Genomic DNA, 20,177 nt, shown 5'->3' on the forward strand with positions numbered 1-20,177 from the left:
CTATCCCTCCATGTATGTACTGATTATTTTGCATAATCTTCTTATATCTACTTCGTATATTTCCTCTATATTACCTATTCTGAATGTGTCTTCATCAGTCAGTTTTCCTGGGTATATTATGAAACCTCTTTCTTTTATATATTTATAAAAATCGTCAAAATCGAATCTGTCACTTGGAAATAGGAAGGTGGTTATTATAGGAGATTGCAATTCATCTGTAATGTATGCTTTTATACCGAAGCTGCTAAGCTGATCTCTAAGAATCTCATTATTCCTGCAGTATCTAGCATATCTCTCTTCTACACCGCCTTCTTCAAATAACTCGTCAAGAGCTTTGGAAAAAGCTGCGACAACGTGAGTAGGTGAAGTATAACGCCATTTTCCATCCTTGTTCATAACGACCCATTGGTCATATAAATCCATTACCAGACTGGATGATTTACCTTGTGTCCCTATTAATTTATCAGTTTTGGCAATTACAAATCCGAATCCTGGAACTCCTTGTATGCATTTGTTGGCACTGCTTATCAAGAAATCAATACCCATCTTCTCAATATCCATAGGTATTCCTCCGAAGCTGCTCATTGCATCAACAATGAACGTTATATCATTGTCGTTACATAGCTTAGCCATATCTTCTATGGGATTCAATATACCAGTAGTGGTTTCACAGTGAACCATAGCTATATGAGTTATATCTGTGTCTGTCTCTATTAGTTTTCTAACCTTGTTTACATTAGGTATGATATGGTAATCAGTTCTATATACACTGTAATCAAGTGACATTCTGTTCCCCATCTCTACCATTCTTTCACCATATGCACCATTGACGATAAACAAACATTTGCCATCTTGGCTGACTGCACTATTGAGTGTAGCTTCTACTGCGAAGGAACCACTTCCTTGCAATAAAACAGTTGTATAATCTTCTTCTGATAAATGAGCAACAGATAATAATTGTTTCCTGATCTTTTGTGTTATCATCTTGTAATCGTTGTCCCATGTACAACGGTCCACAAGCATCTGATTCTTTACTTCATCGGAAGTACTTAATGGTCCTGGTGTTAATAATTTGCAAATACTCATATTCATTTCACTCCTATTAATTTTATTAATTCGCTTTCTTGAAAAATTTCTGATGTTCTTCTAGAAGATCAACGGTCAATGGTTCACCAAATTCTTTTGGATTCTCAGGATTATTGGAAGCATCCACTTGTTCGCCATCATATAGAGCTACTGGATAGTATTCTATCAACTTGGAACGGGCTTCTTTTATTATGGTTTCTGCCATTTTCATAGCTAATTCTTCTGTGTCTTCATTTCCTTTCTTCACTACGGCTATTGATTCAGTAAGTGAAAAATTGCCTTCCTTTGGATCTATATATTTGATAGGTTTACCTTCCATGCTGTCTTGTACAGCTTGATGTCTTAATCCGAATCCTGCTGCAACTTCTCCTACTCTAACTTTTTTTATAGGACCCGAACCAGAACTTTCTATATGAGCACCACAATTTTCTACTAATGCCTTAGTCACATCTAAGCCCTCATCTTCACCATATTCATTAATGATTGATAGTATCATCAACCATGCTGTTGATGAATCCATAATGCTGGGTACGGATACCAAATCTTTGTATTCAGGTTTAGTCAGTTCCTTGATGGATTGAGGTAATTGCAATCCTTTCTCACTCATTACTTCAGTATTGACGAATATAGCCCCTGTATTGGCAAGTATAGGTGTATAATACTTAGGGTACGATAATAATGAATTAGTCTCGAAATTCAGTTCCTTGAACATATCATGCTCTTTCTGGGAGCTTTCGATAAAATATGAACTCATAGTAATCAGGTCAGCTTCTATCTTATCTCCTTCAACCATTAGTTTACCTCCAAGTTCCGATGTTCCCATGCCTTGGAGTATATAATCATCTTGATAGCCGGCTTTATCTAGAACTTCCTTCATTACTTCTATAGCTTCTTCGTCTGCATTAGTGTAGATTACGACTTGTTCTGTTTTCTTCCCGCAGCCAGCTAATACCAGCATTACCATTAATAGAGTAACACCTATTAATAATTTTCTTATATTCATGGTTTCATTCTCCTTTTGATTTATGTTCTATTTGTTCACTCGTATATATTTATCTTCGAAGATCTTACTTAAGATCTTGAATGTTATATTAGTTATAAATATTAATATTGACAGTATGAATACTTCATTAAAATTAGCATAATGCTGTAATTCCTTTATTTTACTCGTTAACAGAGATGTCTTGGCAGTTACCAAGAATATGACTGCACTTATGGTTATCATGGAATTGATGAACAGGTATGATATCATCTCTATAATAGTAGTCAACGAATTGGGTATTACCACTCTTATAATAGTTTTAAACCACGTATCACCCATGAGTTCTCCCGTTACTTCCCAATTGGGATTCATCTTGGACAATGCATTTTTTGCCATTAGATATGGTGTAGTGAAAAAATGTATTATGTTACATAGTATAATTATCGCGAATGTTCCTTTTAGGTCACTACCGTTAAACAAGAATAAATAAGCCAATCCAAGAACCATTCCCGGTACGCTATTAGTCACCATGGCTGTGAAATCAATTGTACTTTTCAGTTTCTTGTCAATGTCTGACCTAGTATTGATTATGGCTGATACATAAGTCACTATCGTCCCTATTATTGCTGTAAGTCCTGCAACTAATATGGAGTTCTTGAATACACCTATTACTGTATTTGACATTATGGTTTTCGTGAAATATCTAGTGGTGAATGTCATGTTGTAAGGATAGTTCTCTACAAAAGGTGTTATGAACATGACTACGAATATGGAAGTAATCATCACTATGATAAGTATGGATATAACAGCAAGTATGACATCTCTCTTCCTGTTTTTTATTAGTTGAGATTTATTGATCTTGTCATAGTGGAAATTATATCTTTCCAGATACTTCAACAACACAACTCCCACAAGAGCTGGAATAAGCATGACAACTGCTATAACAGAACCTTTATTGAAATCTGGTATGGACCCCAACATGACTTGATACAAGTAAGTTGAAATCACTTTATATTTTCCACCTATAGAAGCTGGTATCCCAAAATCAGTAAATGTCAATATGAAAGATATCAAGAACGCTCCAGCAATAGTTCCCAATAGGGGTCTTAAAATAGTATTGATGAAACCTCTAAAAAAGTTGTCCTGCATCAACTTGGATACTAGGATATATTTTTTATCAATGTAATCGAATGAATTATTGATAAGGAGAAAAGCCATAGGTAATGTATAGATGACATATCCGATCAGTAATCCGTTAAATCCGTATATATGTATTATTTCTCTATTGAACAATTTCGTTATTAACCCTTGTTTTCCTAATGAATATATGATTGCGAATCCGTAAGTTATCGTAGGCAGCAACATGGGTACAAGTATTCCTATATGTATAACTTTCTTGGTTTTCTTGGATATACCAGTGCAATTTACACTGTATGCCAGTAAAAAAGCTAACATAGTGGTTATTAGAGCAGTGATGAATGAGATCTTGATACTATTAATGACGGCTGTTATTATTTCTTTATCTCTAAGTATAGCTGAATAATTATCGAACATTCCTCCATTCTCATTTTCTATAGAATAGATGAACAATTTTCCTAGAGGCGTGAATAGAAACATAATAATTACTGCAGCGATAAATATGTATATTATTGTTGCTTGCTTTTTGTTTTTATGCATAGCATTCTCCAAAAAGATCATATATGTTGTCTTTCTTAATCTTCAGCTGTCTTAGTATAAACTCTTCTATAAAGCTATTTTGTGGTGTTTCTATGATTTCTTTTGGTGTTCCGTATTGTGAAACCAAACCATCATTGATGATAAGCACTTTGTCTGACATGGTTAATGCTTCTTCTGGATCATGAGTGACTATGATGGTTGTCAAATTGTATTGTTTGGTAATCAATTTAATTCTTTCTTTGATTGTTTCTTTTATGACTCCATCCAATGCACTCAATGGTTCATCCAGCAATAGTATTCTTGGTTTAGTTACTAAGGTTCTTGCTAATGCTACCCTTTGTTTTTGTCCTCCTGATAATTGCTCGATACGTTTTTTTAGATGAGGTGTCAATTCTAACGTCTCTATTATACTGTCCAATTCATCTTTACTGACAAAATCAGTATTGTTCTTCATACTGTATATGATGTTCTTATAAGCATTAAGATTAGGAAACAAAGCATAATCTTGAAATACAATGTTGAATCCTCTATTTTTCATAGGTATGTTAGTAAAATCTTCATCATCAAAAAATATTTTACCGTCATCCATGGGAATCAGTCCAAGAATTATATTTAGAAGAGTTGTTTTTCCACTCCCGCTTGGTCCAAGCATTGAAACTATTGAACCTTTTTCTATTTCAAGATTTATTCCATCAAGTACTGTTTTATCGTTAAATTTCTTTTTTATATTTACTAACTTTAACAATGTTTTCCCTCCAAACTGTAATTTATAGTGTAATGATACACTTGGAAAGTAAAGTTTATATTAAAAAAGAGTAAAGAATGATTAAATTATTAAATCCGTAATTGATGATTTCAATAATAACCGTATAGAATCGAGTAGGAGATAATTGATTAATTCAATTATCGTCCTCTCACACCACCAAGCATACCGTTCGGTACTTGGCGGTTCAATAGAATTAACATACTCGTGCATATGTTTCTGTTAAAGATACTAATCCTGATTTCTTTAGTCTTGCATTAGTTATGGTTCTATGAAGAATCGGGCTGCTGGCTATCCTCCAGTAGCCTTTTCTTGTGTTTGCAAATTCCCATGCTTTGTATTTATCTATTCCCAATCTCTGAAGATTTTTAAACTTTGTTTTAATCTTCTTCCATTGCTTCCAATAGCACATACGAATTCGTCTTCTTAACCATTCATCTAACATTTGCATTTTATTTTTCATCTTAGCCATTTTGAAATAATTAATCCATCCTACTATCACTTGTTTAAGCTTTATATAGGTTGACTTAATATTTCCTATTCTGCTTCTTCCAGTTAGATATTTTATCTTCTGCTTCAGCTTCTTAACTGACTTTTCATGAACTCTAAATTCCACTCCACCTTTTACATTGTAGAATGAATAGCCTAAAAATTTCAGTTTCCATGGTCTACCAACCGTACTCTTTTCTTTATTTACAGTTAATTTGAGCTTTCCTTCTATATATCTTGTGATACTTTCCATTACCCGATTGGCAGCTTTCCTACTTTTGACGTATATATTGCAGTCATCTGCATATCTTACAAAACGTAGACCCCTAAGCTCCAATTCTTTGTCTAATTCATTAAGCATGATGTTACTAAGTAATGGGGATAAATTGCCCCCTTGCGGTACGCCTTTTGCCGTTTTGTTTACAACATCATTTATCATAACTCCTGCTTGTAGATATTTCCGTATTAGACTCAATACTCTTTTGTCCTTAACTTCTTTATAAACTAATCCCATGAGTTTGTCATGATTTACTGTATCAAAATATGCTTTAAGGTCCATATCTACTGCCCAGTTATAACCGTCATTAATATATTCCTTACATTTCTTCAATGCATCATGGCAACTCCTTCCGGGACGGAATCCATAACTGTATTCTGAGAAAGTTTTCTCAAATATCGGACTTAATACTTGGGTAATTGATTGTTGGATTACTCTGTCAACCACTGTTGGTATACCTAGTTTTCGCATCTTTTTATTATCTTTTGGTATTTCTACCCTTCTAACTGGTTTAGGGATATAACTCCCTTCCATTATAGACTGTTTTACTTTGTCACCATGTTTTTGTAAATACTCTAGAAGTTCATCTATTGTTAATTTATCAATTCCATGGCTTCCTTTATTGCTCTTAACTCTTTTAAATGCTTTATTCATGTTGTCTTTGTCAAGAATTTTCTCTAATAGTCTACTATCATATACACTTTCGTCGTTTTGTTTCCTATCTGACGTCAATGAAATACTAGGCACTTTCTCATTACCATCAAGTTCCACTTTACTCTCACGAGAATAGTCTTCAGTATGAAGTTGTCTGCCTTCTTCGCATTTCTTTGTGTCCTTCAATTCTTCAAAACCTCCTATCGTTCAGTCCTTCCTAGAAAATCTATAGCTCTTCTAGTACTATGACGTCTGCTGACTTCTGATAGTTCAGCCATATATCACTATATGGGTTGTTGTTTCAAAGTTCATTTCCACAACTTATCTATCAGATCTCCCCAGGTAAGAGCGCAGTCTTTCATTCCATATATCTGCCACATTTACTGTAATAGCTTTCGGGTGATACGGACTTTGTTTTGTTTTGCAAACTCATCCAACTATAACAGCCTTATATGTGATTCGTGTTTCTCAGACCGGAAATTTGCCATCCGACTTCCTTCAGATTCCATCTCACGATGGACACCCTTGTCTTAGCTAACACCTATATCACCTTCGGTGCTCGGGACTTTCACCCTATAGACTGCGCCCATGCTGGGCGCACAAAAAAACAGCTAGGAACTAATTAGCTCCTAGCTGTTATTTTTTAGTTATTGTTAGTTTAATTAATCTTAATTAGTAGAATCAATATTTTACATATCTTTTTCTTTTACTTCTAATTTCACTTTCCTGCTAGTCTTCATCTTTAGGTTCTTCCAAATCTGAAATGACATTATTATTAACTTTTTCTACATTCTCAGTAAGAATTTGTTCAACTTTTTTATTATCCTCATTTTCTGATGAACTTCCGTTCTCTATTATTGCCTCATCTTCTGTTGAATTATCATCCTCTTCTATTGCTTCGTTTTCTGTTGAATCTTCATCATTTTTTATTGCTTCACTTTCTGTTGAATCTTTATCAACTGTTATTGTTTCGTCTTGTGTTGAACTATCAACTTCATTTATTGCTTCGCTGTCTGTTGAATCTTCACCTTCTGTTATTGTTTCGCCCTCTCTTGAATCTTCACCTTCTGTCATTGTTTCGCTATCTGTTGACTCTTCATCCTTAGTTATTTCTTCGCCCTCTATCGAATCTTCACCTTCTGTTATTGCTTCACCCTCTGTTGAATCTTCATCTTCTGTTATTGTTTCTTCTTCAGGTATATTTTCTTCATCAATATAAATATCTACTGTGTCAAGATTTTCATCTGTTGTGAGAAACTTGGCATCCGCCCAGTTTGCGTGGTCATTTCCTTTGCCGTTTCCAGCATCGTCTACGACTAGTTTAATTATTTGTGCGCCTTCCACATCAATAGTAATAGATTTACATGGTGTTTTTTTCTTCATGATTTCAGATGTATATACTAATTTATTATCAAGATAGACTTCAAATCTAACTGATCCTCTATAATTAGCTGTTTGGCTGACACCTATAACACTTGTAAAATATTTAAAATCTTTACCTTCTATATTGTATATTACTTGTGAATAAGCATGAGTTCCTATACCCTTTTCGTAAGTCACTTCTTTTTGACCATCCCATAGTCTAAGAGTACCACCTGAGTTGGATTTATCTTTCTCAACTCTTCTCCATGCTGTAGTTGCTTTAGTCCAATTCATATCTGTTGCATATATGAATTTTATTTTTACTTCTAATTTAACTTTTTTAGTTGTTTTGTTACCGTGACTATCTGCAACATTATATTCGACTTCAAATTCGCCCAGTTCATCTTCCACATAATCTGTTGTATATGTCACTTGTGAACTTAAGTCTCCATCTTCTTTATCTGTTGCTGTAACTTCAGATAGTATTTCATCAAAATCTATATGTTCACCTTCATAGAAAGTTAAATCTTCAGCATTAATCACTGGACTTTCTCCTACAAATATTTCAAGTTCCCCAATAGCAGATTTTATATCTTCTAGTGCTTCATCAACTTGAATCTGGTCAAACCCACCTATTTGAAGAAGTGATTTTGCAAAACTTATTTTTCCTTGAAGCCTATCCCATGAATCTTTTTCATATGCAGTTTCCTCTAGTTTTTCAACCTCTTCTAAGACTTCATCAAGCATTGATGTATCTACAGCCATAACGATTCCATCTGCTATAAGGAATTTGGAATCTGCCCATATTGCACTATCATTTCCTTGTCCATTACCTCCGTCTGTTATTACTAATTTAAGTTTTTTTGCTCCGCCGATATTTACTTTAATGAACTGTTGAGGTGTATCCTTTTTCATAACTCCCGTTTCAGCAGCAAGCTCTCCATCTACATAGACCTTGAATTCTACAGATGTTCTATAGTTACCTTCTCTTGAGGCACCTACATAACTTGTGAAGTATCCATAATCCTTACCTTCCAGATTGTAGACAGTTTCTGAATGAGCATGGCTTCCTATACCTTTTTCATAAGTAACGGCTTTTTCTCCATCCCATATGATAAGTGGTTTGCTACTGATTGTTAAGTCTTTCTTAGTTCTTGACCAACCTGATTTTGCTGATACCCAATCAGTATCTGATACATAGATGCTACTATTAACTACAATAAGTTTTACATTCTTGTCTGTTTCATATCCTTCACTGTCTGTTACACTGTACACGATATCAAAGTTACCTGTACTTCCTTTTGTGTAGTTTGTAGTATATGTGACTTCTGAACTTAAATCTCCATCTTCAATATCTGTTGCTTTTACGTTTTTCATGATTTCATCAAAATCTATTTCATCATCTTTTTCATATGCTACATTAGTTACTTCAATCACAGGTGCTGAGTCTTTTGATACGAATTTGGCATCTGCCCATATGGAAAAATCATTACCTTTACTTCCATTTGGATCCACTACTAATTTTATTTCTTTTGCATCTCTAATATCTACATCTACATATCTATAAGGAGTTTTTGAAGCAATAACTCCAGAATCGTATTTTAGAGTTCCGTCAACATAGACTTTATATATTACGCTTGAATTAGTGCTATACACATTTTGATTCAGCCCTATATAACTCCGGAAATCAGTATATCCCTTGTTTTCTATATCATATACTATTTCAGAATATGCATGGGCACCCATTCCTTTTTTGAAAGTATCTTTTCCATATTTTGAATATAGAATTATTGGTCCTCCACCAATATTAGTGTCTTTTGAGATACTTCTGTAACCTGCTTTTCCGCTCTTATACTTGATATCACTTAGATATACCACGTCACTTACTACTTCTACTTCTTTTACAATGGTTTCTTCATTATCACCATCTGATATTCTATAACTAACTGAGTACATTCCTTTTTTGTTCACATCTACAGTATTTTCTATAACTTGTATATTATTGCTGATATCATTTCCTTGTGAATCCACTACTGTTATGTGATTCATTGGATCAAATTCTTTGTAAAGAGGAGTACTGATTTTAGATGTAAAACTTAATTTTTGACTTTCTCCCGGAGGAGTTACGCCATTTCCTGCAATCCTTACTAATACATCCAAATCACTTAAAAATATGGCTGGATCGCTTTCTGAATATCTTGTCCAAGTTTTACCGGAATTAACGCTGTATTCCATAGATGAGTCTATTCCTGCTACAATATTTTTGTTGTCATCAGCTTCAACATCTGCAATACTAGGTTTATCTTTAGTCTCTATTGCAGCGATACCTGCGTTACCTCTAATCCTAATTTTTATTCCATATTCTGGTTTGATTACACTTAATTCTTCTTTAGTTAAAGTAATGTTGTCTCTTGAAACTGATTTCCAAGATTGACCTCCATCTATAGTATATTCCATAGATTTAGTACTTCCCATGATCTTTCCTGCATTTTCCCCATCAAAACTGAATGTTACTTCTGGTACTACTACTTTATTAAGGTAATTCAAAGCCCAAACTTGATACTTATTATGAACGAATTTACTTATATTGATAGTAGATTTATTGCTATTCGCTGTTAGTGCAAGTCCAGTCGCTACATTGATTATCTCATATTCGTTATTTCCTAGATTAACGATCTCCCACTTCTGTATATCGTTTCCTGTATAAGTGGTTTGAGCTAATGTAGCACCATCATCAGTACTTGAATCCTTAGGAACCAATACTTTACCACTGTTTCTCATTACTATTTTGTACTGATTTTCAGTAATATTTACTAATCTTACAGTTTGATTTGAACTTCCTGTAAATCTGTATTGTTTTATATTAGCATTATCTTCTTTGCTTCCATATGTTACATCTAAACTTCTTCCTGTTGCCTTACTTATGAATTTATAAGTGACTCTTCCATCAAATATCTCAGTTTCTTCTGCTGTATATTCTAATGCTACATAATCACTAGCAAATGTTGTACCTGTGGCTTGATATCTTACATAGATATTTACATTTCCTCTTAAACCTAAGTTGAATTCTCCATTATAAGTAGTCCAAGTTTCACCATCGTCAAAACTGTATTCCATAGTTTCATCTAAACCAGTGATTGTGTTTTCTATATCGTCTCCTTGTACATCAGGAAGTTTTTCACAAGCTGTAAAGCTTATTTCACCACTTTCGGTTGTATTCTTGAATCTTACTTCAATGATACTTTCTGGGTTGATGTTTATGAAGTCTTCTGGTGTCAAACTCATATTGACTTCTGTTATGTCTTTCCATGTACTTCCGTTATCTATGCTGTATTCCATGTTGGTATTTGCTCCCACAAGTCTTCCGGCATTAGATCCATCAAAGCTGAAGATTACATGAGGTATTAAAGATTCAGTCTTATAGAGTCTTATTTCAGCAGCGGCTATATAATTTCTTCCAGCCTTTACACCTTCGAATCTAATATATTTTGCTCCTCTAGCATTGAACTCGGATGTTTTGATTTTATTGTCACTTGTCCATTTACCTTTTGATACAATTGTAAAGTTTTCACCATCATTGCTTGCATAAATGTTATATTCAGTGATTCTTCCCTGAGAGTTACCATCTTGTCTTGGAACATATTCAAGTTTATATATATCACTTTCTTCTTTCAGCTCTATTGTTACTGATTGTGGCATCTTTCCACCGTTTTCACTATAGTTAGTGTGGAAATATGAATAGATGTTTCCATCAAAAGCTTTTTGGATATCAGTAATTTTTGAAACATCAACTTTAACACTTTCCATATCAGATGGGAGAATTATCAGTGGATTGACTTGACTTGTAAAGTTAAATGTCCTTATTTCACTTCTCAATGTTTTTCCTTGTCCAGGAATCTTTACTATGAAATTCACATCTCCTGTCAAATCAGGAAGACTAGCTTGATCTTTATATCTAGTCCAAGTCTCTCCATTATCAATACTGAAATAAACTTTATCGTTTAGTCCGTATATCTTATTCATATCATCATTACCATAAATTTTAGGTAGAGAAGGTGCTTTTTTTATAGGAATAGTAACATATTCATTTGTACCTATCAGCCTTAATCTGATATTATTCTCAGCAGTTATGGATTCTATCTCTTCATCACTGAGTTTCATATTTTCTTCTGTTATAGGCTTCCAGGATACACCACCATCAAGACTGTATTCCGTATCGGTTTTACTTCTTACCAATTTTCCAGCGTTAGTGCCATTAAAATTAAAATCCGCTAGACATAATCCATTTCCAGACATCACGTTTTTAATTTCCTGCGCTATTTGTTTTTGCTTATTGTTTATTTCATAAGCTTCTTCTAGCATTGAATTCAATTTAACCATATATTCTTGATATTTTTCTCTTGGAGTTTCTTTATTCAATACTAGATTTTGTATGGATCTGAATAAATCATATGCGACTCTTGGTTGTTCTTTTAGATTATCTATAATATAATCTGCTAATTCATATCTTTCCTCAATTGTGATAGGTTTTTCTTCGAATGGTCCATATACTTTAAGTTCTGATGCAGTAGCAAAACCACCATGACCTTTTATGGCTTCTAGTTTTATATGTTTTGCATTTGTTTTTTCAAATTCCACAGTCTTGGTCTTTGAATTATCTGACCAATTTCCATGAGAAACCAATTCGTAATTTTCTCCATCAATACTTGTATATAAATTGTATTCAGTTATACGTCCGTTACTGCCGCTTTGTCTTGGAACATATGTAAATCTGCTGATTTCATATTCTCTATCAAATGAAAGAGTTATTGATTGAGGAAGCTGTGCTTTATTGCTTCCATATCTTGTATGCCATATGGTTTTAGTATTTCCATCAAGTACTTTGCTTGCTCCTTGACTTGAGTTATGTGAGCTTGTAGCTGTTGCTGTCATATTCTCTGATGGTATTCTAGTATCTTCCATAGCATTATTCCAGAGTTTCTTGATTGCATTTACATAATCTTTCCAAACGTCTATATTCCATTTGTTGATTTGCATAGCGACTTTACGAATCGCTTGGGCTTTGTTATAGTCTGTAATTGCAGTAGCAATCCACTTAAGTTGATGTGATTTATGAAGTGCTTCTTCATCCTCTCTAGAAGCTTCATAAGTAAACCAATATGCAGGTCTATTACTAGATATATCTCCATAATTGGTATAAGGAATATAAGTACGTTGACCAACCACTGATTTTCCCCAACCAGATATATTGTAACCAAGATCCCATTTACCTGCTGATTTAGGTGAATAATAAACATGAGCCGCATGACCTGGTTGTCCAACATTGAATCCCGGATTACCGAAAGCATTGTTGGTGATAGTACCGAATTTGGATGCAGTACCACAGACTCCACCTATTTCATGTACTTCTTTTATCGTTGCATCAGGTCCAAAAAATTGGTCACCACTTGCTCTAAATACACTATATGGGTTTCCGTTTTTGTCTTTATATATACTGTTGGCTGTGTAAGGTGGATATTTAACACGAACTCTTTGGCTTGATTCACTCCATCTATCTTTGTGAATCACTTCTCTTACATAGTCTAAATCCCAGTTGCTGCAAGGTGCTTTTACAGTATTTCTCAATTCCCATACACTTCTTGTTTTCATACTTATAGGGAATACCCCTTCGGCTTCACGAACTTTGAAGTACTCATATCTTTCATATGGAGTTACTAGAAGTCTACTTGTATACCATCTCTGGACACCATTACCAAGCCTCAATGCAGTAGCAATGGCTAATTTCAACTCATAGCCAGTATAAGAATCAGGGTCTTTAGTGAAAATTTCAAACCATACATCAAAAGCCTTGGGATAACTGGAAGTTGGCTCACCACCTTCCAAGAATAGATTCATAGCTTCTGTATTATTAAGAACCCAATTCATGAAATTTCTCTTTTCTTCTGTATCTACATATTCTTCAACTGTTGAAACTCCCGCTTTTCTAATAAACTCTCTCTGAGCTATAGCTTTTTCGAAATTAGCATCCTTTAAGTAATTATTCAAGGCAGATTCACTTGTGTCTTTAACAACTTTCTCATTAATGTAAGTTGTTAATTGATTGTATAATTCGGAGTATTCTGTGTTTTCTGTGGCTACTGGTAAACTAAGTGTGTTAGAATTTGCCGATACATTGTAAGTGTTTACTGGCAAAAGCGAAATAATCATAGTCACCAATACTAATATACTTATTCTTTTGTGTTGTTTTATCATAAAACTATCCTCCTCTAGATTATGTTGGTTAGTGTCAAAGTTTTATTCAATAATATTATATTTCAACAAATTTTGATAAACAATGATATTTTTAGACTATTACCTCAAATCCTTTTGAAGCCTAACAATTATAGATATATTGGAACAAAAATCAATATGTTCAATCTGCTATGGTACTATATCAAATTCTAAGACCTAGTAAAAACCAAACTAAAGTCTTACACAAAAATCTTCTAAAATAACATCAAAATACTATAGTTCAAAAAAAAATTGGAGTGCAAATATGCAAACCAATCTTCTATAACTAAATAAGTTTTAACGCCCTGTATTTCGCCTTTTGAATATGTTCACTCAAATACTCTTCAACCTTTTCAACATCTTCTTCCAGAAAAGCATCAATAATATTCAAGTGTTCTTCTCTGTTTCTTAATCTTTCTGTTTTGAACATATTAGTTGTGAGAACTCTAATCCTATAATCCTTGTCATACACTTTATCCATAATTTCTACCAAATTCTGATTTCCGTTGCTGCTTACAATGAACTTATGGAATGCTATGTCTAGTTCAAAAAAATCTTCATAAGAATTATATCTCTCTTCTGTATCGAACTTTTCGAATTCTTGTCTGAAATACAGTAATTTCTCTTTGTCTATTGACTTACAGACCAATACCGCTACTTGTGTCTCTACTATTTCTCTGATCTGTAAGACTTCTTGAATGTCTTTTAGAGTTATTTCAGAAACAAAACTACCTTTTCTTGGATAGATATTGACAAGATTCTCTTGCCCAAGTCTCATAATTGCCTCTCTCACTGGAGTTCTACTGATGCCTAACTCCATAGCTAGTTTTTCCTCTGATATATCTGATCCTGGTTTGAGTTCACAAGTTAATATCTTATTTTTAATATATTCGTATGTTTTTTGCTTAAGGGGTAAACTTTTATTATTCATAATATCATTGCACCTCTTCTAATATATTTAATTTATATTTTACCACATTTCACCTAAGGATATAATATAATTTTTACTATATATATTATTAACAAAGCTTTCACACCTTTAATTTAATGCAGGCAAATAAAGAGTTATAGGTTCAGCTTACCCCCATAGAATAAGGAAGATACCACCCCAAAAAGTTAACATTCCTTATCTTATCACGATCCATACCCCTATAGGGTAACTCCTGTCTTGAAAATAGAAATTTCTCTGCAACCATTTTTTTCATTATCCAGTAAAGTCCCACTGGCTACTTCTAATACATACTCGACAAACTGTTCTACTACAGTTTCCATATATGTATCTTCTATTAACACTCCTGAATTGAAATCTATCCAATTGGATTTTCTATCATACAGTTTAGAATTAGAAGATATCTTCATCGTAGGTACAAGGCTGCCAAATGGAGTTCCCCTTCCTGTTGTAAACAAGACCATATGACAACCAGCAGCTCCCAAAGCTGTTGAAGCGACTAAATCATTGCCTGGAGCACTCAATAGATTCAAGCCTTTTTCTTTTATTGTCTCTCCATAATCCAGAACATCTACAACAGGAGCATTACCTCCTTTTTGTGTACATCCTAGAGATTTGTCTTCTAGGGTTGTAATACCTCCAGCTTTATTTCCGGGAGAAGGGTTTTCGTATACAGGCTGTTTGTAATCCATGAAATACTGTTTGAAATTATTGATAAGATTAACTGTTTTATGGAAAACCTCTTCGTCTATACATCTATTCATTAATATAGTCTCAGCACCAAACATTTCTGGAACTTCGGTCAAAACTGTTACTCCACCCTGTGAAATCAAGTAATCGGAGAACTTGCCCACTAATGGATTAGCTGTAATCCCTGAGAGTCCATCAGAACCACCACATTTCAATCCGATCTTAAGATTGGCTATGGATACTTCTTGTCTATAATCATTTTTCATATGTGCATATAATTCCTTAAGAAGAACAGTTCCTTCTTCTACTTCATTTTCTGCTTCTTGAGCAACTAAGAATCTTACCCTTTTTTTATTGTAATCCCCTAAGCTGTCGACAAAAGCTTCCATACCATTATTTTCACAACCTAATCCAAGTACCAGAACCCCTCCAGCATTAGGATGTTTCACTATGTCACCGAGAATCTTTTTCGTGTTTTCATGATCGTCTCCCAGTTGGGAACATCCATAATTATGATGAAATACCTCTATCGCATCTATTCCCTCTGGATTTACTTCTTCTTTGAACTTTCTGATAATAAGTTCACCCACACTATTGACACAGCCCACAAGAGGAACTATCCATAATTCATTCCTTATTCCCACCTTGCCATCTTCTCTTACATATCCTTTGAAAGTGAGTTTTTTGTCTTCATGGTCAATAGGTTGGATTTTCTTATTATATTGATATTCTTCTATGCCAGACAGATTGGTTTTTATATTATGAGTATGTACCCATTCACCTATACCAATATCTTTTATAGCGTGTCCGATAGGATATCCATATTTGATTACGTTTTCGGATTCATCAATATCTCTTAAGGCGATTTTATGCCCTTTATTGATATCTTCCTTTAGTCTGATTTCTTTATTTTCTACAATCAGGACAGTATCCTTTTTCAAATCCTCCAATGCAACCAATAGGTTGTCTCTATTATTGATTTTGATAAAAGGCTTCATCAGATCACCTCGTCTAGAACTTTATCCATGCCTATCTTTTCGATTCTTGATAGATAATAAGTCACTTGTTCTGTTAATCCTTCTATATCATTCAAATTCATTTTCCAGATTTTCTCTTCACTTAGTACCCTTGTCACAATATCTTTTAATCCATCTTCATCTTTACAATTTTTCCAAAGTTCATTATACATGTCCAGTATCTCAGGATTATCCATGAGCTTAATCTCTTTACCATTGATTTCTCCTTTGAAAAGTCTGATCATGGCAGCTAAAGATAACACTAATTTCTGTGGAAGCTTGTTATTCAATTCTATATATTTCAACAAAGATGGTAATACTCTTGTTTCATATTTAGAATTGGAATTAAGTGATATACTCATCAAAAAGTGTTTGATATATGGATTCTTGAACCGTTCTAATACGGCTTTTCCAAAATACTCTAATTCGTCTTTTGGCATGTTGATTGTTGGTATTATCTCATTGTAGATTGCTTCTTCCACGAATCTACCCATCACTTCGTCTTCAACAGTTTCCTTTACAGTCTCTAAACCATATAGTAAAGATACTGGTACCATACACGTATGAGCGCCATTCAATATCCTAACTTTTCTGGTTCTGTAAGGCTGTAAATCATCTGTGAAGATTACGTTAAGTCCGCATTTTTCAGATGGGAACTCCTTTTTAATCCATTCAGGTCCTTCAATTACCCATAGATGAAATTGTTCTCCTTCTACTACCATCTTATCTTCATAACCCAACTCTTTGGTTATTTCATCTATCTTGTCTTTTGGATAGCCAGGTACAATTCTATCCACTAGACTATTGCAGAATGTATTAGCTTCATTAATCCATCTTATGAATCCTTCATCCAGATTCCATATCTTGGCATATCTTAGAATTATCTCTTTTAGTTTTTCTCCATTCCTGTTTATAAGTTCACATGGTATTATGATAAGTCCCTTTTTATCATCTCCATTGAATTTAACATAGCGATTATATAGAAAAGCTGTTAACTTACCTGGATAACTACTTTGTGGTTTATCATCCAACTTGTCATTTTCGTTAAAAGCAATTCCTGCTTCAGTGGTATTTGATAGTACGAATCTTAACTCTGGATTCTCTGATACTTCAAGATATTTATGGTGTTCTGTATAAGGATTGATTCCTCGGCTTATAGATTCTACGACTCTATGCTCACTCACCGGTTGACCGTCCTTAATACCATTCAAATATACTGTATATAAACCATCTTGTTCATTTAATTTATCAACGAGTCCTCTTTCTATAGGTTGTACTACTACTACGCTACTATCGAAATCGGCTTCTTTATTCATTTTGTCAATCATCCAGTCGGCAAAAGCTCTCAAGAAGTTACCTTCACCGAATTGAATGATTCTTTCTGTATATCTAGCTTGTCTTCTTAGCATTTATAATTATCCTTCCTGAAATAATATTTAATTGAATTTAACTACAACTTTTAATTTGGAACCATCATTATTGATAAGTATATCAAAGGCATCAGTTACTTTCTCCAAGTCGAACTCATCAGTGATGATATCATCAATTTCCACTTTTCCTTGTGATACAGATTCAATAAGGTCAGGAAAATCATTGAGACTGTTTCTGGAACCATATACATTCAATTCTTTCTTCAATAAAATGGAGTGGTTGAATCTTGTTTCAGTCTTTCCATTACCTATTAATATGATCTTAGCTCCGAAAGCAGCGTTATCAATACAACTCAAGAATGTTTCTGATCTTCCTACTGCTTCAACACATACGTCCATACCCTTGCCGCCAGATATTTCCTTAACTCTCTTTACAAGGTCTTCTTCCTTAGAGTTGATTACACCATCAGCTCCTAGCTTCTTAGCTTTTTCAAGTCTACCACCTAATACATCTGTGATATAAACTTTTGCGCCTCTCATCTTTGCAGAAAGCATGGCAAATATTCCGATTGCACCTGAACCTATTATAAGGACATTATCTCCTTCTTTGATATCTCCTCTATTGATTGCATGATATCCAATTGAGAATGGTTCTATCAATGCCAATGTTTTTGGTGATAGTCCCTTTCCATCATATAATCTTTCTATTGGCATTGTTATGTATTCTGCGAATGAGCCATCTCTTTGGACACCCATTGTTTCATTTGATTCACAACAATTGACTTTTCCTCTTTCACAAGAGTAACATTTTCCACAATTGAAATAAGGATTGGCTGTTACTATCATACCAGGTTCAAAACCAAAATCATTCTCTTCTATCTCTACTATTTCTGCTGAAAATTCATGACCCGGTATTCTTGGATAGCTTGCAAAAGGCTGATTTCCAGTGAATGTGGCAATATCTGAACCACATATACCACAATATTTGATTCTAAGAAGTGCTTCTCCTTTTTGTGGTTTTGGTATAGGTTTTTCTACGATTTCTATTTTCCCTGGTTCTTTTATTTCTACTACTTTCATTTTATTCATTGTTGTTTCCCCTTCCTGAACTAGTTGTATAATTGACAATGACGTTTATTAATTGCACTTTATTTTGATGTTGTTTTCAGTAATTCTTTTTATATAATTATAAAAATAGAGTCATATAGTTAATGATGGCTATTCTATATCTATTTCATTATATTTATCAATAACTCTCTAATAATTCCTAAATGGTTCTTCTACATATTTATTGACTGGTCCTAATAAATAAGATTCACAATACCAGTTGAGAAAATTGGTACGAATGTCAATAATAACAAGCATATAAGTAGAAGTATGTAAAATGGTATGGCTTCTTTTATGAAATCCTTGATTTTACAATTGGTAATACCACATGTTACGAACATGAGCGTTCCCATAGGGGGAGAAAGACATCCAATAGCACTGTTGAAGATAAATATCATGGCAAATTGTACGTCATCAATTCCATATGCCCTTGCTACTGGCGCTAATAGTGGTACAAGGACTATCATAGAAGCATTTCCTTCTATAAACATACCTACTATAATCAAGAATACATTCACTATCATTAAGAATACATATTTATTGGATATCATATTTATCATAAGTTCCGTCATCTGCTGAGGGATACGTTCTTTTGTAAGGACCCATGCAAATGCAGATGCAGCACCTACGATAATCATTATTGATGCTGTAGTTGTAATTGTTTCTTTGATACCTTTTATAATCTGTTTGTGTTTTATTTCACGATAGAGCAAACCAAGAAGCAACGCATAAACTATCGCAACGGAACCTGCCTCAGTTGGAGTGAATATACCTAGACGGATACCTCCAATAATTATTACAGGTAGAAAAAGTGGCAAGAGTGCATCTCTAAGAGCAACATTGAACTCTTTTCTTTTTACGAATTTTTCTCTACTAGGCTTATATCCTCTTTTCTTGGAAATCATAGATACCAGTATCATCATTGAAACACATAACAATATCCCTGGTCCTATACCGGCTATGAATAACTTTCCAATAGAAACATTGGCAATGGAGCCATAAATAATCATTGCAATACCCGGTGGAATAAGAGGAGTAATCATGGCTGAAGATGCTGTTACAACTGATGAGAACTCTTTTGAAAAACCTTTCTTTTCCATCTCAGGTACTAACATTTTTGCTTGCATAGCAGCATCTGCTAAGTTGGAACCTGATAATCCACCCATTAAGGTAGATAAGAGAACATTTACCTGTGCAAGACCTCCAGACATATGACCTGTAATAACCTCAGCGAAGTTCATAACTCTCTTGGTTACACCAGAGTAATTCATGAATACACCTGCACATATGAAGAATGGTACAGCAAGCAACGGTATACTCTCGACTCCTGATATGACACGTTGAGCTATTATCTGGGTAGGAACATTAGGAGTAAAAGCAAAATATATAACGGAACCAGATAAAACCGATATGAAAACCGGTACTTTCAAGAATAATAATATCAACATGACTATTGTAGCTATACCTATAATACTTATGTCCATT

The 20,177-nt window shown here is 34.0% G+C and carries 11 protein-coding genes; all 11 read right to left on the reverse strand.

Annotated elements, in window-relative coordinates; all coding sequences use genetic code 11:
* The 11 genes from phnW to QMG30_RS01110 all read right to left on the reverse strand — a co-directional run bounded on the left by phnW (position 1) and on the right by QMG30_RS01110 (position 20,176).
* Positions 1–1,086 (reverse strand): 2-aminoethylphosphonate--pyruvate transaminase, encoded by a 1,086-nt coding sequence (phnW, locus tag QMG30_RS01060; RefSeq protein WP_281811341.1) that lies wholly within the window; start codon positions 1,084–1,086, stop codon positions 1–3.
* A gap of 25 nt (positions 1,087–1,111) precedes the next feature.
* Entirely contained in the window at positions 1,112–2,089 is a 978-nt protein-coding gene (locus QMG30_RS01065) for an extracellular solute-binding protein (protein ID WP_281811342.1), read from the reverse strand.
* A gap of 27 nt (positions 2,090–2,116) precedes the next feature.
* Positions 2,117–3,745: an ABC transporter permease subunit gene (locus QMG30_RS01070; RefSeq protein ID WP_281811344.1), complete on the reverse strand. Its 1,629-nt coding sequence runs from the start codon at positions 3,743–3,745 to the stop codon at positions 2,117–2,119.
* The gene (locus QMG30_RS01075) at positions 3,738–4,490 is read right to left on the reverse strand and encodes an ABC transporter ATP-binding protein (RefSeq protein WP_281811346.1); all 753 of its coding nucleotides are present in this window, start codon (positions 4,488–4,490) and stop codon (positions 3,738–3,740) included. Before QMG30_RS01075 ends, QMG30_RS01070 begins: the two co-directional genes overlap by 8 nt.
* A gap of 214 nt (positions 4,491–4,704) precedes the next feature.
* On the reverse strand, positions 4,705–6,114 hold the full coding sequence (gene ltrA, locus QMG30_RS01080; RefSeq protein ID WP_281811348.1) for a group II intron reverse transcriptase/maturase: 1,410 nt from the start codon (positions 6,112–6,114) through the stop codon (positions 4,705–4,707).
* Positions 6,115–6,657: 543 nt separating this feature from the next.
* Positions 6,658–13,542: a DUF4073 domain-containing protein gene (locus QMG30_RS01085; protein WP_281811350.1), complete on the reverse strand. Its 6,885-nt coding sequence runs from the start codon at positions 13,540–13,542 to the stop codon at positions 6,658–6,660.
* A 304-nt stretch (positions 13,543–13,846) separates the two neighbouring features.
* Positions 13,847–14,491: a GntR family transcriptional regulator gene (locus QMG30_RS01090; protein ID WP_281811352.1), complete on the reverse strand. Its 645-nt coding sequence runs from the start codon at positions 14,489–14,491 to the stop codon at positions 13,847–13,849.
* 218 nt (positions 14,492–14,709) lie between these two features.
* Entirely contained in the window at positions 14,710–16,197 is a 1,488-nt protein-coding gene (locus QMG30_RS01095; protein ID WP_281811354.1) for a UxaA family hydrolase, read from the reverse strand.
* Positions 16,197–17,624, reverse strand: a complete 1,428-nt coding sequence (locus QMG30_RS01100) for a tagaturonate reductase (protein WP_281811356.1) — start codon at positions 17,622–17,624, stop codon at positions 16,197–16,199. The genes QMG30_RS01095 and QMG30_RS01100 overlap by 1 nt, the downstream gene beginning before the upstream one ends.
* Positions 17,625–17,651: 27 nt before the next feature.
* A complete protein-coding gene (locus QMG30_RS01105) occupies positions 17,652–18,665 on the reverse strand; it encodes a zinc-binding alcohol dehydrogenase family protein (protein WP_281813370.1) in 1,014 nt (337 codons plus the stop codon).
* Positions 18,666–18,886: 221 nt separating this feature from the next.
* Positions 18,887–20,176 carry a TRAP transporter large permease gene (locus tag QMG30_RS01110; RefSeq protein WP_281811358.1) on the reverse strand — a complete coding sequence of 430 codons (1,290 nt, stop codon included), beginning with the start codon at positions 20,174–20,176 and terminating at the stop codon, positions 18,887–18,889.
* Position 20,177: the final 1 nt, after the last annotated feature.

Origin of the sequence: Vallitalea longa (genome assembly GCF_027923465.1) — a bacterium.
Lineage (GTDB): Bacteria > Bacillota > Clostridia > Lachnospirales > Vallitaleaceae > Vallitalea > Vallitalea longa.